Annotated in this window: 14 protein-coding genes; 2 read left to right on the top strand and 12 right to left on the bottom strand. The window is 46.0% G+C overall.

All coding sequences use genetic code 11. The features are described 5' to 3' along the window. Window positions 1–210: 210 nt before the first annotated feature. The 5 genes from QZW82_RS28210 to QZW82_RS28190 all read right to left on the bottom strand — a co-directional run bounded on the left by QZW82_RS28210 (window position 211) and on the right by QZW82_RS28190 (window position 7,201). Window positions 211–1,323, bottom strand: coding sequence for an ABC transporter permease (locus QZW82_RS28210; RefSeq protein WP_293156312.1), 1,113 nt, complete (start codon window positions 1,321–1,323; stop codon window positions 211–213). Further along, window positions 1,320–3,326, bottom strand: a complete 2,007-nt coding sequence (locus tag QZW82_RS28205; protein ID WP_293156309.1) for an ATP-binding cassette domain-containing protein — start codon at window positions 3,324–3,326, stop codon at window positions 1,320–1,322. Before QZW82_RS28205 ends, QZW82_RS28210 begins: the two co-directional genes overlap by 4 nt. 453 nt (window positions 3,327–3,779) lie before the next feature. Then, entirely contained in the window at window positions 3,780–4,091 is a 312-nt protein-coding gene (locus QZW82_RS28200; protein ID WP_293156306.1) for a chaperone modulator CbpM, read from the bottom strand. Beyond that, on the bottom strand, window positions 4,088–5,047 hold the full coding sequence (locus QZW82_RS28195; RefSeq protein WP_293156303.1) for a DnaJ C-terminal domain-containing protein: 960 nt from the start codon (window positions 5,045–5,047) through the stop codon (window positions 4,088–4,090). Before QZW82_RS28195 ends, QZW82_RS28200 begins: the two co-directional genes overlap by 4 nt. Before the next feature lie 402 nt (window positions 5,048–5,449). Continuing rightward, window positions 5,450–7,201, bottom strand: a complete 1,752-nt coding sequence (locus QZW82_RS28190) for an ABC transporter ATP-binding protein/permease (RefSeq protein ID WP_293156300.1) — start codon at window positions 7,199–7,201, stop codon at window positions 5,450–5,452. A gap of 99 nt (window positions 7,202–7,300) precedes the next feature. Between QZW82_RS28190 and QZW82_RS28185 the strand changes: the two genes are divergently transcribed. Together QZW82_RS28185 and QZW82_RS28180 are read left to right on the top strand one after the other, a co-directional pair. Further along, the gene (locus QZW82_RS28185) at window positions 7,301–7,477 is read left to right on the top strand and encodes a hypothetical protein (protein ID WP_293156297.1); all 177 of its coding nucleotides are present in this window, start codon (window positions 7,301–7,303) and stop codon (window positions 7,475–7,477) included. A 324-nt stretch (window positions 7,478–7,801) separates the two neighbouring features. Then, window positions 7,802–8,767 carry a hypothetical protein gene (locus QZW82_RS28180; protein ID WP_293156294.1) on the top strand — a complete coding sequence of 322 codons (966 nt, stop codon included), beginning with the start codon at window positions 7,802–7,804 and terminating at the stop codon, window positions 8,765–8,767. A 425-nt stretch (window positions 8,768–9,192) separates the two neighbouring features. Here the strand turns inward: QZW82_RS28180 and QZW82_RS28175 are convergent, their stop codons facing one another. The 7 genes from QZW82_RS28175 to QZW82_RS28145 all read right to left on the bottom strand — a co-directional run bounded on the left by QZW82_RS28175 (window position 9,193) and on the right by QZW82_RS28145 (window position 14,852). After that, entirely contained in the window at window positions 9,193–9,405 is a 213-nt protein-coding gene (locus QZW82_RS28175) for a DUF3892 domain-containing protein (protein WP_293156291.1), read from the bottom strand. Window positions 9,406–9,922: 517 nt separating this feature from the next. Beyond that, on the bottom strand, window positions 9,923–10,921 hold the full coding sequence (locus tag QZW82_RS28170) for an NADP-dependent oxidoreductase (RefSeq protein ID WP_293156288.1): 999 nt from the start codon (window positions 10,919–10,921) through the stop codon (window positions 9,923–9,925). Window positions 10,922–11,038: 117 nt separating this feature from the next. Beyond that, window positions 11,039–12,085: an NAD(P)-dependent alcohol dehydrogenase gene (locus QZW82_RS28165; RefSeq protein WP_293156285.1), complete on the bottom strand. Its 1,047-nt coding sequence runs from the start codon at window positions 12,083–12,085 to the stop codon at window positions 11,039–11,041. 345 nt (window positions 12,086–12,430) lie between these two features. After that, window positions 12,431–13,414 (bottom strand): aldo/keto reductase, encoded by a 984-nt coding sequence (locus QZW82_RS28160; protein WP_293156282.1) that lies wholly within the window; start codon window positions 13,412–13,414, stop codon window positions 12,431–12,433. After that, window positions 13,411–13,575: a hypothetical protein gene (locus tag QZW82_RS28155; protein ID WP_293156279.1), complete on the bottom strand. Its 165-nt coding sequence runs from the start codon at window positions 13,573–13,575 to the stop codon at window positions 13,411–13,413. The genes QZW82_RS28160 and QZW82_RS28155 overlap by 4 nt, the downstream gene beginning before the upstream one ends. Before the next feature lie 12 nt (window positions 13,576–13,587). Next, the gene (locus tag QZW82_RS28150; RefSeq protein WP_293156276.1) at window positions 13,588–14,001 is read right to left on the bottom strand and encodes a DUF5335 family protein; all 414 of its coding nucleotides are present in this window, start codon (window positions 13,999–14,001) and stop codon (window positions 13,588–13,590) included. A gap of 179 nt (window positions 14,002–14,180) precedes the next feature. Then, the gene (locus tag QZW82_RS28145) at window positions 14,181–14,852 is read right to left on the bottom strand and encodes a glutathione S-transferase (RefSeq protein ID WP_293156380.1); all 672 of its coding nucleotides are present in this window, start codon (window positions 14,850–14,852) and stop codon (window positions 14,181–14,183) included. Window positions 14,853–15,156 lie beyond the last annotated feature (304 nt).

The raw sequence follows: 15,156 nt of genomic DNA, 5'->3' as shown, positions 1-15,156 counted from the left end.
AGTCCGGTCAAAGTCCCCCTTCTTAAGGGGGATTTAGGGGGATCTAGACTTGGCATAAAACCCATATTTCTCAAAGGCTTCAGCCTTAATTTGACACCTATGGCTCAGCATAAACCCCGCCGAAATCCTGGGTGAATATGTATCGAAAAAATTGACTATTTTTGGAAGAAACCGAGTTTTTTCGTAAGTTCTATACCACATAATCAACAATTAATCTGACAATTGCATTCGACGCATTCCCCACCAAGCAAGTGCAAATTCCGCCATACTCAAAATGAGCATAGCGAGAATCAATTCCCAAGTACCAAACCAACCGGAACCCCGCACAAAAACATCTCGACATAGTTCGATGTAGTACCGCACTGGTACCAGATAGGATGCAATTGAAAAGGGAAACGGCACGCTATTCAGAGGAAAAAGAAACCCTGCTAACAGAAAGCCAGTTAATACTTTAATTGTGCCGATCGCCTGCACTGCCGCACTTTGAGTTGTGGTAAAAATGCCGATAATCAAACCCAACTGCACCCCAGCTAACATAAACACAGGCGTACCAATTATCAATGGTGTTGGATCGCCAATAAACCGCACTCCAAATAAGCCGAAACCGACAACAAACAAGATAATTGCTTCTCCTAAACCCACAGCGATATAGGCTAAGGATTTGCCAATTAGCAGTTCAAAGGCGCTGAGACTAGAAGCATAAAGTTGCAGAATTGTACCCTGTTCTTTTTCGCGCACAAGGGCGATCGCAATTAATAACGGCGGGAAGATTGCCAGAATTACTCCATAACTGCCAGGTACAATAAACAGAGATTCCTGCCGTCCCGGATTGAACCACAAACGTACTTGAGCCACAACTCCCAATGTCTGAGATAATTGTCCTAATTGCTCTTGTACAACAGCTAAAGTTGTTCCTTTGACAGCTAGATCGCTAACACGGGCATTGATGGTATCGCTACCATCAATTACTACCTGCACTTTTCCGGTTCTTCCGGCTGCTGCATCTGCGGCAAAACCAGGAGGAATGGTAATTTGTACTTGAGCAGTATCGCGATCGATCGCATCCGGAAACCGCATTCCTTCCCACTTCGCCGGAACAAATAAATTAGTGGCATAAAGTCGTTCAATGTAGCTGCGACTGAGGGTAGTTCGATCTAAATCGCGCACTACTAGAGAGATATTTTTTGCTTCTAAACGAATGGCGTAGCCAATAATTAGTAAGGCAATTACTGGTAGGATAAATGCTAGCGCAACGCCTAAGCGATCGCGCTGAAACTCTTGCAATTCTTTGAAAACTTGATTGCGAATTCTTCGGATGGTCATGGTGGTGCGCCTCCTGCCCGTTGTACTTCTCCAATAAAGGCATCTTCTAGGGAAAATGCGATCGGTTCGGTTTCAATTAGTGGTAAATTAGCCTGTTTTAAAAGTGCTTCTACTTGGGGTAATTCTTGCTGAGGATCGTCTAAGACGATGTGCAGCCGATCGCCAAAAATGGAGACGCGCCAAGGTTCGAGGTGTTCTCGCAGGCGATCGTAACTTTCTTGCAATTTCCCGACACGCAATTCAAATAATTGACCCGGTTGTGCTGATTTAATCTCACTTGCCGAACCTTCTGCTACTTTCCGCCCTGCTACCATAAAACACATCCGATTACATTGTTCTGCTTCATTCATATAGTGGGTAGTGACAAGAATTGCAGTGCCATTACGAGCAAAGTCGTTAATTAATTGCCAGAATTGTTTGCGTGCTAATACATCAACGCCGGAGGTAGGTTCATCGAGAAATAAAATCTCTGGTTCGTGCATGACTGATGCACCAAAGGCGACTCGTTGTTTCCATCCACCAGGTAATTGCTTAGTTAGTAAATGTTCTTGTTTTTCTAAGCCACAAATTGAGAGTACCCAGCGAATTTTTTCCTGTCGCTGTTTGGGGGGAATGCCATAGACTCCACTGTAAAACTGTAGGTTTTCGAGAATTGTCAGGTCATTATAAAGGGTGAACTTTTGACTCATGTAGCCAATTTTTTGTCGCAGTTGAGCACTTCGCAGATTGCCTGTTTCTCCAGCGATCGAGATTTTTCCCGAACTGATTGGTAATAGTCCGCACAGCATTTTAATCGTGGTAGTTTTGCCCGCGCCATTTGCGCCTAATAGTCCATAAACTTCACCATAATGAAGGTCTAAGTTGAGGTTTACCACTGCATGAAAAGCACCAAAAATTCGGTTGAGATTGCTAGCACAGATGGCGATGGCAGGATTTTGGGTTATTTCTTGTTTCCTGTTTGGTTTTGAAGCTACGGTTTGCGATCGCGGAAATGGCACAAATTCGGGAACTCCTCCTTTTTTCCGTAGTAGGGTTGTAAATACGTTTTCCAGGGTTGGTTTTTCCGACTGAATATCAATCTTGTCATCGCTGGTTTTTGACTCGTGAGTTAATCGATCGCGCACCAGGATTTCGCCTTGTGTGACATCTTTGACTAGGACTTCAATGCGATCGCCATAGGTCGCGACATCAGCAATCTGTGCTTGATTGACTAAGGGCAATAAAGCTTGTTCAGTTTTGACTAACTCCGGTGTCCGAATCACCAACCGTTGCAGCCCCAGAGCGGCTTTAAGTGCTGCTGGAGTACCAATTTGTTGAATCTGCCCATCGTAAATCAAAGCCACGCGATCGCACCTTTCTGCCTCATCTAAATCGGGAGTAGCGACAACAACGGTGATTTCCTGGGCCGTTAATCCCGCCAAAATATCCCAAAACTCGCGACGGGCTATGGTATCAACTCCCGTAGTTGGTTCATCTAGCAACAAGACTTGGGGCTCAGCAATCAGCGCACAACAGAGGGCTAATTTCTGTTTCATACCACCAGAAAGACGACCGGCAAGGCGATCGCAAAACTTATCCAATTGCATCAATTTCAGATACTTACTGCGTCGCATTTCTAGCTGATTTTCTGGTACTAACCGCAATCCAGCGCTATAATTAATATTTTCCTCAACACTGAGGTCAGGATAAAGAGAGAATTGTTGGGTAAGATATCCCGTATAGTTGCGGGCATCTCTGGCAGGTAATTTGAGGATTTGCGCTTCCCCAGCCGTGGCTTCCATCACCCCACCGAGAATATTAAAAACAGTAGTTTTGCCAGCACCATCGGGGCCGATTAGCCCGAATAATTCTCCCCGATTTACATCTAGATCAATGCCCTTAAGTGCGATGGTTTTGCCATAATATTTGTACAGTTTTTTAATTGCGATCGTGCTATTGTTCGGGGCAGAAGTAGATGGGATATTGCGATCGCGATCGACTGGATTTTGCAAAGATTGAGTCATGATTTTATCCAAAATGGAAACCGATCGGCGTTTGAAAATCAAAAATTAAAAGTGCAATTACAAATAAATACGGTTAACTTAATACTGTTAATTCCCCGGAGATCCCCCTAAATCCCCCTTAAGAAGGGGGACTTTGAGAAGAATATTGTCCCCTATTTGTAGGGGCGGTACCCCCGTGTCCGCCCTCGGCTTTGAGAAGAATATTGTCCCCTATTTGTAGGGGCGGTACCCCCGTGCCCGCCCTCGGCTTTGAGAAGAATCTTGTCCCCTCTTTGTAGGGGCGGTACCCCCGTGCCCGCCCTCGGCTTTGAGAAGAATCTTGTCCCCTCTTTGTAGGGGCGGTGCTCCCGTGCCCGCCCTCCGCTTTGAGAAGAATCTTGTCCCCCCCTTTTTAAGGGGGGTTAGGGGGGATCGGAATTCTATGCAACGACCTATAAAATTGATATAACGCTGTTAATTAACTGTCGATCGATGAGACTGATGCGCCTTAAGTTGTGCCCGCAATCGAGCAATTTCGGATGCCATATCGAGCACCATTGCAGCGCCAGCTAAGTTCAATCCCAAGTCTTGACGCAACCGCTGAATCTGAGCAATTCGAGCAATTTCGCGGCGATGTAGCATTGAGCCGATCGCCTCAATGACACCTAACTCGACATAAACTTGTACAATTGCGATCGAAGTTTCCGTCACAAATGCGGCATATTCAAAGGTGTAGAGTGGCTCGCCTTCGACTGAAACCACGATTGTTGAAAGGCTGAAGCTCATAATTTAATCTCCTCTAACTGGGCGCGGGGGTTAAAGCTGGTATTGGCCTGGATTTTTTCGTAGCATTCTTGCTCGATCGCACTTAAGTCTTTTGGCGTGACAATCGCGAGTTTGGCGAGTAAATCACCGCGTCCCCCTTTCTGCAATGTCCAGCCCTTGCCGCGCAGTCTGAGGGATTGTCCCGATCGCACTCCTTTAGGCACCTTCATCGTCACGCTACCATCCGGTGTGGGGACGCTAATTTCCGCCCCTAAAACCGCTTCATCTGGGCGAATTGGCACGTCACAAACGAGGTCATTTCCCTCAAATCGGAAGAAGGGATGGGGTAATATCTCGATGGTGAGATATAAATCGCCACGCTGCTGAGAAAAGGGACTCGCGCGGCCTTTACCCTTGAGGCGAATGCGACTACCTGGTTTTGCACCTGGGGGAATGCGAACGTCGATGGTTTCATCGTCGAATTGCAGGCGTTTTTGGACACCGTGAAACGCTTCGGAAAATGTCAGGGCGATCGCAGCTTCGCTATCCGGTGCCGGCGCTTGCGATCGAAATCCGCTACCATAATCATCGAAGCCGCTGGTGGCGTTGGTTCTACTTTGCGATCGGTTTTGCGATCGACCTAATAAATCGTTAATGAATGAGTTAAAATCGCCGTATTGATCGAAGTCAACATTCCCAGGATTAGTACCTCTGGATGGTGGCGCTTCACTGTAACCAGGATGGTTCCAATGTTCGCCAAAGCGATCGTATTTCGGCCGTTTCTCTGGATCGGAAAGCACCTCATTTGCTTCATTGAGATCTTTGAATTTTGCCTCTGCGTCTTTATCTCCAGGATTTAGATCGGGATGGTATTTACGAGCAAGTTTGCGGTAAGCGCGTTTGATTTCTTCGGGAGTTGCTGTTTTGCTGACTCCTAGGATGGTGTAATAGTCCTTGAAATCTGTTGCAGTTGGCATTTTTGACCTTTTAAATTTGGTATATCTTTAGTTGGGAAGTTACATGATTTGCTAGAAAAAGTCATGTTATTTTGTGATATCTATTTTGGTTGGATCGGATTTTTTAACCGCAGAGAGCGCAGAGGGCGCAGAGGAAGAGAGGAGAGAGATGAATGTTTTTGATGCGGAGGAATTTGATATAAGTTTTTTCTGATTTTATCCTGTTAAATTTATTTTTTATATACTCACTCTAACTACACTCGTAATCACCAGTAAATGAATCAATCAATAGACAGATATTTAAGTTCTATTTTTTAAGTTAAATCTCTATCAATAGGAATAGAGCAATCAAGAATGAGGACACGGCAGTGCCGTGTCCCTACAATTAATCGGGTAGGGACACGGCACTGCCGTCTCTTCCATTTATATCTTGATATCTTCAATAACCAAATTATCAGCAATGAAAACAGGTAGAGGTTCAGATGATTTTAGTGACCAAGTGCGATCGGCCGTCAAATCCAAAACAGTCTGATGATAGTTACTCAAACTTTCTCGATGTCCAATGCTCAAAAATGTCATGCCAGAGGCTTGTAACTGTTCGTATAAATGTTTTTCATTACTAGAATCGAGGGCGCTAGTAGCCTCATCTAAAATTGCATAACTAGGTTTATTCAGCAACAGACGTGCGAAAATTAGGCGCTGTTGTTCTCCCAAAGATAGAACCTGCGCCCAGTTTTGTTCAGTATTGAATCCTCCATAACTTTGCTCTAAGTTGGGTAAATTTACCTGGATCAAAATTTGTCTCAACTGCGAATCTTCGACTGACCCATCCATATTTGGATACAGCATTTGATCCCGTAGCGTCCCTAAAATCATGTAAGGCCGCTGCGACAAAAACAACATTTTATCAAGGGTAGGCCGCAAAATTTTACCAGTCCCTGCATCCCACAATCCAACGATCGCCCTTAGCAGAGAACTCTTCCCGCAACCGCTAGGCCCTCTCACCAGCAAACCCTCGCCAGCAGAGAGTTTCACCGATAGATCCTCGACTAACGTCCGTTGACGGTTAGGTGTTTGGAGGGTCATATTTTCGATCGCCAGTCGATCGGCAATTTCAGTTTTGATACTTGTTTTCTCAACGCCGTCAACCTCGTTAGAAGTTAAATGGTGAGTTTCCAAACACTCTAAAAAGGTGTATAAACGCTCGACACCCGCGCCAAAAGTAGCAAGGGACTGAAAGCGCGCCACAATTAGATTCAGCGAGAAAAAGACTCGAATGAAAGCTCCTTGCGCCTCGGTAACTTTACCAACTTCTAAATCACCCGCAAAAATACCGGGAGCGACTACAATTGCAGGCAAAATGAACGGAATAAATTCATAGGCGTTAGTCAAGATATTGAGATTCAACTCCCAAAAAATTAAGCGCTTGAAATTATCAAAAGCTTCGACAAATCTGCCTTTAATTTGAGCTGACTCGCAGTCTTCTCCCTGATAAAAGGCGATCGCCTCCGCATTTTCCCGCACCCGCACTAAACTAAACCGGAAATCGGCTTCTTTTTTAAGCTGCCCAAAATTGAGTCGCATTAAAGGCTTCCCAAATACCCCAACCGTCGCCAAGGTGCCAACCAGCGCGTAGAGCACCAAAAACAAGATTAACGGCTTAGAAATGCCCCAGAGCACGCCACTAAATGCCGCTACGGCTAACAAAGAATCAACTACCACTAGCAGTAGTTTTAACGATTCCTGGGTAAAACTTTTGACATCTTCAGCAATCCGCTGATCGGGATTGTCAATGTCAGCATCGGCATGATTGAGATTGTAAAATGCGCGATTCTGGAAATAGCGATCGACAAAATAGTTAGTCAGCCATCGCCGCCACTCCAAGCCCAGGCGATCGCGCAAATAATCGTAGCCTGCATAAAGTGGTGCATAAATAACTAATGTTCCGGCAAAAATTAGAATTGTTTGCCAAAATCTAGCTTCATCGTGAGCCGATAACGCCGAGATTAGCTCACCTCGCTTGTTGTTGAGTAGCACACTCAGTCCTGTGTAGCCAAAGGACAACAGGATGACTAATAGCAATAAGCCGCGCGCCCGCCATTTTTCGTCACTTGACCAGTATGATTTTGCGATCGCCCAGAACTGTTTGAGTATAGTTAAATTAAATCGTTGCATTACTTTTTTTCATACAAAATTGCTCACCTATTTAATATAATAGAAAAACAGGATTGAAAGCGCAAAACTTCCAAATCTTGGCTTTGAAAAATAGCAGGTGTGTCAAACTGTGTCCAGGAAAGATGGCAGCGCGATCGGCAAGGAGTAGTAGCGGAACATCGCCCCTCGTTCCATAAATTGCTCCATCACCAGCAATCTTTACTGATTACTTTCAAGTATTGCCTTCGCCTGCAAAAGTCCTTGAATATTCGTGCCGCCATCGCTGCTAGCTATTAAATAGATGGGTTCACCCTTGGAGTTAAAGGATACCCTCGCATCTTTGACATTAAAACCTTGCTGTGGTATGATATACACGAATAGAGCAAGATAGTGATTAGAATGCTAATAAATAATCAAACTAGGATAAATTTACTGGGTTTGAGCGATCGCCCAAAACTCAGAACTCACAGTAATAGCGATCGCCTACAGCAAACCCTTTAACAGATAGATAATTGAGGCGATCGCCCGGTGGAATTAGATTCGGATTCTGTTATGATTTATCATAAGTATCAAGATTAATCCTCATTTACGTAAAAAATCCACTTAGTTCTTCAATGTCATATGGCTCAAATTCCAAACAATAGAATGAAAATTGACCTCCTCGACAATGGACTCCACTCATTATGGAGAGGAATCGAGGCATATGAATCTGCCAAAACGGCTGATGATATTTGGAGCTTTAAAGACGCGATTATGTTTATTCATCATGGTATCGAGCTATTGATGAAACAGATACTTGCAAATCATAGTGAATACCTTGTCTTTGATGACCTAAGTGATTCAACAGTATCCAAGCAGAAGCAAGCAAATAAACAAGGTGTGGGTGTATTTTTTTTACCTAAACCTCCTAAATCGGTCACATATTTGAATGCTATTCGCCGAGTAGAAGCTTTCATTAATCCCGCCGATCTTGATGAGGATTTGGTCTCAAGACTAGAGCAGCTTAATAGCCTTCGCAATCAGATAGAGCATTACGCAGTTGACCTTGATAAGCAAGATGTAACAATGCTTTTGGGCAAGATACATGAACCACTCTTGAATCTATTGGACTCTCAACTTGGGGGCATACGTAAAAACCAGCCAGCCCCAGTCATTAAGGCTTGGGAAGGTATTACATCTATCATGGAACGTGGAATCGCTGCTGAAAAAAGGGTAGCAGATATCGCAGCACGGTTTAATGGTCAATTGATCGAAGGTAATCTTTTCGCTAAAGATGTTCCAATCCAACTCCCGATAGTTAGGCAAGTGTACCAAGGGAAGCTATGGAAAATTGATGATCATGCTGTAGGGGTAGACGTTCTAGCAGAAAGTGATACTGGTAATTGGGTTGTTGAGGTAAAGGTATCGAGAAGTTTGCAAAATGCGTCATTCGTTCAAGTTAAAGGTATCGCACATTCCCTTAATGCAACTCCTTGGCTTGTTTTTACTGGCGTAGCAACCGAACGTAATTTGCAATTGGCTCATGCACTGGGTGTTCTGCTAACGGATAGTCCGAGACTTGACTCATTAGAAAAGCTATTGAAATAGCTTGTAACGAACTGACGTAACTTTTTGGTGATGACTCAAGGACTTTTTTGCAACTGCTTAAGCTCTTACTTAGATGTTTGTTAAATCCTCTAGCTTTCCACTACCTCAAAAGCAAAACAAACCCGACAAACTATAAATTATCTTTAAAATATATCGCCCAGAAATCACAACTCACAGTAATAGCGATCGCCTTCAGGAGATGGATTTTGAGGCGATTGCCGAATAATTACGACTCACGGGAATAGCGATCGCCGCTTTCCCCTTCATCTCCTAAAAATGATCGCCACTTACAAAATGATCGCCTCTCATCATCACAAAAAGCGATCGCATCAATTTAATTAAAGCAACGCGATCGCACTATTACAGACCAGCGATCGCACTACAAGATCAGCGATCGCACTCCAAAACCAAGTGGTACTAGTACGTTAATCCCTGTTAACGTTATTTGCTTGAGAAGAATCTGGATTGGCTCGAACAAATTTTTCTTGATCTAGTTTGTAGATTGAAAAGTCAGGGTGTTTTCCCTCCTCGACTTCTTTAACCAGTTCTTCTCTCTGAACGATTCCTCTACCAGGAATGGTATAAGAATCATTTCTTCCCCCTTCTCCGTCTTGATTTCCCTTAATTTTTTTAGCCATACAACCTCTTTGTATCAAAATTGATTTTTCAATCATAACTAAAGACACTTTTTGTCTGTAATTTTTGGGAGTAGTGAATTCCGAACAATAGAAGTACGGCTATGACTAACGAGTTAGTGAATGCTGAAAGAACTTGCTCAAAAAACTAATAGCCAGAATGCCAATAATTGCAAGAGTTAACTTGATTATAGTCGGATCGGTAAACCAAGAATTAATCAATTTGCTTAAACTTGACCGATCGCCTTCACCGCAGCCAGATGCCGCTCCTTCACATTTTTGTAGTCCAACTCCTCCGCAATTCCTTCCTGACTACCGCGTTCAATCATATCCGCATGACGCTGTAGTGTGGTTCGGTCTGGTATTCGGTGAGTAAAGGGCGCGATCGCTGATCTTGTAGGTTAAGTGCGATCGCCTAAAAATCACGACTCAACAGTTACATGGCTGCCCGCAGTTGTTTCCGCCAAACCCCGACTCAATGCCAATTGTGCAGTTTTAGTCACGCCATATCGATCGCACCCTAATCCAACTTCACCACCATTTTGCCTACATTTTTTCCCTCAAACAGGCCTATGAACGCGCTCACCGCTTGGTCAATTCCTACTACCACTGTTTCTTGATTCTTCAATTTTCCAGCTTGGAAATAACCGCCGACTTCCCGTTCAAATTCGCCCTGACGATCGAGCGAATCACCAACAATCAGCCCTTTCATCGTTAACCGTTTGCCAATCATATTAAACAGGTTGTTCGGGCCTGGCTGCGGGTTGTTGTAACCGGAGATGCTGCCGCAAGCGATAATCCGCCCGTGCACGCGCAAGGCTGAAAGCGCCGCTTGGAGAGTTTCGCCGCCTACGTTGTCGAAATAAACATCAATTCCATCCGGTGCTGCTTGGTTCAATTGTTCGAGGATAGGGCCGGAATTGTAATTGAAAGCCCGATCGAATCCACATTCTTCCAGCAGAAACTTGACTTTTTCGGTTGAACCTGCTGAGCCGATGACATGACATCCGCGCAGTTTTGCCAGTTGTCCCGCCACACTTCCCACCGCGCCCGCAGCACCCGAAATAAAAATCACATCGCCTGCTTTAACATCTACCAAATTCAATCCAGCCCAAGCCGTCATCCCCGTCATCCCGATCGCACCGAGGTAAACCGATAGCGGTTGAACTTCGCGGTTGACAGGATGCAACTCTTTGGGCGCTGCGATGAAGTATTCCCGCCAGCCAAAGTTGGAAGTGACAACATCACCAGGTTTGAATTCTGGGGCGCGCGACTCGATGACTTCGCCGACTGCGCCGCCTTGCAGAACTTTACCTAACTCGAAGGATGGAACATAGGATTTGCTCTCATTCATGCGTCCGCGCATATACGGATCTACCGAAAGATACAAATTGCGAACGAGTATCTGCCCGTCTTGAAGCGGCTTGATTTCGGTTTGGGCGATCGCAAAATTATCGGCGGTGGGGACTCCGTTAGGGCGGGAGACTAGGTGAATTTCGCGGCTGATTGTATTTGTCATAATTTTTGTCCTTGATGTTAATAAACGAGAGTTGTTCATCTCAGTGGCTTTAGTTACTGAGATGAACCAACGACACGGCGATTAAAATCGCTACTTTATCAGAGCGGAAACAACTTATCAAGCCTGTTGCAACGATGCCATATCAATAACGAAGCGATATTTCACGTCGCTCTTCACCAGGCGATCGTAGGCTTCATTGATTTTCTGAATTGGGATGAGTTCAATATCCGAAGTGATGTTATGCTTGCCGCAGAAATCCAGCATTTCCTGAGTTTCTTTGATGCCACCAATCAGGGAGCCGCCCAGAGTGCGCCGACCAAAAATCAAGGTACTGACATTCAGAGAAAGCGGTTTGTCCGGTACGCCGACTTGGGTGAGGTTGCCATCACGTTTTAATAGCAGCAGGTAGGCGTTGATGTCGTGTTGCGCCGATACAGTGTCGAGAATGAAATTGAAACTATTCAGATGTTTTTTCATCTCGTCCGCATTCTTGGAATTGACGACTTCATCGGCTCCCAGCCGCAGGGCATCTTCAACTTTGTTCGGCGAGGTGGTGAATACAACGACATGAGCGCCCAAAGCCTTCGCCAATTTCACCCCCATGTGTCCCAGTCCACCGAGTCCCACAACACCAACTTTTTGACCTTCGGTAACATTGTGGCGGCGCAATGGGGAATAAGTGGTGATTCCAGCGCAAAGCAGCGGCGCGACGGCGGCGAGATTCAAATTCTTTGGAACTTGCAGCACAAACGCTTCATCTACGACGATGCTGTCCGAATATCCCCCAAAAGTCATCCCACCAACGTGTTTGTCGGGGGAGTTGTATGTGAAAGTCACGTTGTCGCAGAACTGTTCCAAGTCTTCCTCGCAGTTGGCACAAGTGCGACAGGAATCGACCATGCAACCGACTCCTGCGGTGTCGCCTTCCTTGAATTTTTTGACGTGTGCACCAACTTTTACTACCCGTCCGACGATTTCGTGGCCGGGCACGCAAGGGTATGTGGTGTTTTGCCATTCGTTGCGGACGGTATGCAAGTCGGAGTGACACACGCCGCAATATAGAATTTCGATCTGCACGTCGTGCTCGCCGACATCGCGGCGTTGAAAGTTGAAGGGTGCGAGTGGACTCGTGGCGTTTTGTACTGCGTAGGCGTTTGTTTTCATGGATTGTGCTCCTGATTGTTTACTTATGTCGGGGTAGCGCCCACCGCATTGGTGTCAACTTAAGCTTGAAACCCTTGAGAAATCTCGTTTTTACCTAAGTCTAGATCCCCCTAAATCCCCCTTAGGTCGGGGGACTTTGATCCGACTCTTGTCCCCCCCGACCTAAGGGGGGCTAGGGGGGATCTAGCCTTAATCGTCAAACAGCCGTCTGTGACTGGGTTTGAAGTTAAGTTGACACCAATGCGCCCACCGCAATTCCTACCCAGAGGGCGGGCACGGGGGCACCGCCCCTACAAAGGCACGGCTGTAGGGGTCGTGCCCCGCGGTGCCTACCCTCCCCAAATCCTAACGATTGACGGTGCTCATATCGGGGTAACGATCGCCCACCGCAATTCCCAAGGGAAGTGCTTTGGCGATTTGGTCGAGTTCGGCTTGAGTCAGCGTCACATCGGCGGCGGCAATGTTTTCTTCGAGATAGGTGCGGCGTTTGGTACCTGGAATCGGCACGATGTCTTCGCCTTGGGCTAAAACCCAAGCCAGCGCCAACTGTCCGGCTTTGATGCCTTTAGTGGCGGCCATTTGCTCGATTTGCTCGACGAGATCCAGATTGTGCTGGATATTCTCGGCTTGAAAGCGAGGATATCTTTGCGATCGATAATCTCCTTCCGATAGCGTGTCAAGGCTCTTGATTTTGCCCGTCAGAAACCCGCGCCCGAGGGGGCTGTAAGGCACAAAGCCAATCCCTAACTCTCGACAAGTAGGCAAAATCTCGGTTTCTGGTTCCCGACTCCACAGCGAATATTCCGTCTGAAGTGCGGAAATCGGATGCACTGCTTGAGCGCGGCGGATGGTGTTGGTGGCGGCTTCGGAAAGGCCGAGGTAGCGGACTTTTCCGGCTTGGACGAGTTCTGCCATTGCGCCGACGGTTTCTTCGATCGGAGTATTAGGATCGACTCGGTGCTGGTAGTAAAGGTCGATCGTCTCGACGCCCAAACGCTTGAGACTGGCATCGCAACACGATCGCACGTATTCGGGCTTGCCATTCACGCCCCCAAAGCTGCCGTCGCTACCGCGCACGTTGCCGAACTTGGTGGCGATAATGACTCGATCGCGACAGTCTTTAATCGCTTTACCGACTAATTCCTCATTTTGGCCGACACCGTACATATCAGCCGTGTCGAGGAAAGTCACGCCTAACTCTAAGGCGCGGTGAATTGTGGCGATCGATTCTGACTCATCGGTTGTCCCGTAGAATTCGGACATCCCCATGCAGCCGAGTCCTAATTCCGAGACGATTAATCCTTGATTCCCCAGTTTTCGCTGTTTCATGTTCTGTCACTCTCAAGTTCTTGACGTGTCGGACGGATGATGATTTGATTCACATCAACATCACCCGGCTGCTCGATCGCAAAGGCGATCGCGCCAGCAATGGCATCTGCACCAATAGCGATTTCATAAAGTGCATTGATGTGCGCTGCTAAATCCAGCATTATTCAACCAGCTCAACTAGCTTGTAGCTGGATCAATGTTTGTGTCCCAGCAGCGTCACTAATCCGCAGCGCCACCATCACACCGTTTGAGTTTTGTCCGGTTAAAACTTCTGTCGGCGAATCGACCGTGTGAGCGTAACTCACCTCATCTTTACCTACTTCAATTACCAAATCATCTCCCTTACCAGGGCGATCGTAAATAATGGCATGAAGAGGTGCGTTCTTAATCAATTCTGCATCACCGGCTTCTGAATCGATGATTTCGATCGAAATATGCCGTCCGCGATTGCCATCGGTAAATTGATCGAAAAATTCACCCCATCGCTCGCGGGGAACTGATTTGTTTATGTCAATCTTGTTGGTCGTTTCCATTTTATTCACCATGATGATTGTTTGTGAAAGAGTAGTAAAAAGAAACCAAGCCATGAAATACTCCCTTCCCACTCGAAGAATATGGAATATTGAACCGCGAAGACGCGAAGGACACGAAGGAAGAGTTAAGAAGAAGTACAATGATCTTCTAACGGGAAGGGAGTAGTTACTAAGTACAAAAGTGGAATTAAACGGAAGATGACTGTAGGGTGGGCGATGCCCATTCTGTCAATTTAACTCGCAACTTTGTACGCGCCACCTCGTTCTGATGCTCGTTGATAAGCTGGACGGGTGTGGATGCGATCGAGGAAGTCCATCAACTTTGGTCGGCTGGCATTTAAACCTCCTCGCACAACTGCTATCTCGATCGGAAAACTGAGCTGAATATCGGCTGCGGTGAATTCATTTCCCACAAACCACAAGCTTTTTCCAAGCTCTGCTTCCAGGTAATCAAGATGCTGCTTGATTTGAGGTTCGATGAAGGAACTTTTGGTACGGCTCGCGATCGATCGCGCGATCGGTTTGAGAAAAAACGGCATGGGCTGCTCCTCTGTGCGATCGAAGACCAACTTCAATAGCAGCGGCGGCATAGCTGAACCTTCGGCATAATGCAGCCAGTAAGTATATCGCAACCGATCGGGTGTATTGGGTGGAGGAGCAAACCTTCCTGTACCATATTTCTCAACCAGATACTCAATGATGGCTCCAGACTCTGCCAAAGTTAGCGCCCCGTCGGTTATCACTGGCGATTTACCGAGTGGATGTACTTGACGCAGGGATGCTGGCGCTAGTAGGGTTTCGGGATCGCGATCGTAATACTTGATGTCATACTCCAGTCCCAGTTCTTCTAGCAGCCACAATATGCGCTGGGAACGAGAATTATTCAAGTGATGGACGATAATCATGAGTTTCAATAGTTGCAGGACAGTTCGCGATCGTTTTGATTCAACTCATCAACCTGACGGACTTGTTGGAGTGGAATAGACCTCTCCCATAATTATTGTGGAACAGGCATCTTGCCTGTTCAAAACAGGCTTTTGTGAAGATGACTATTGTTAAAAAAGTCTTAGACTGCGATCGACATAAGCTGTTCGACATCTAAACTGCATTAACTAAGTTACCTTTATTTTTGATTTTTCGGTTCCATTTCATAATTAGTCCTCCTTCATTTAAAAGTTTATGTAACAGTGATTCTAGTTTTTCAATGGA

Source organism: Microcoleus sp. bin48.metabat.b7b8b9.023 (assembly GCF_013299185.1).
In the GTDB taxonomy this organism is placed as follows: domain Bacteria; phylum Cyanobacteriota; class Cyanobacteriia; order Cyanobacteriales; family Microcoleaceae; genus Microcoleus.
Note: the sequence above shows the minus strand (reverse complement) of the source record. Positions and strands in the feature narration are given on the sequence as shown.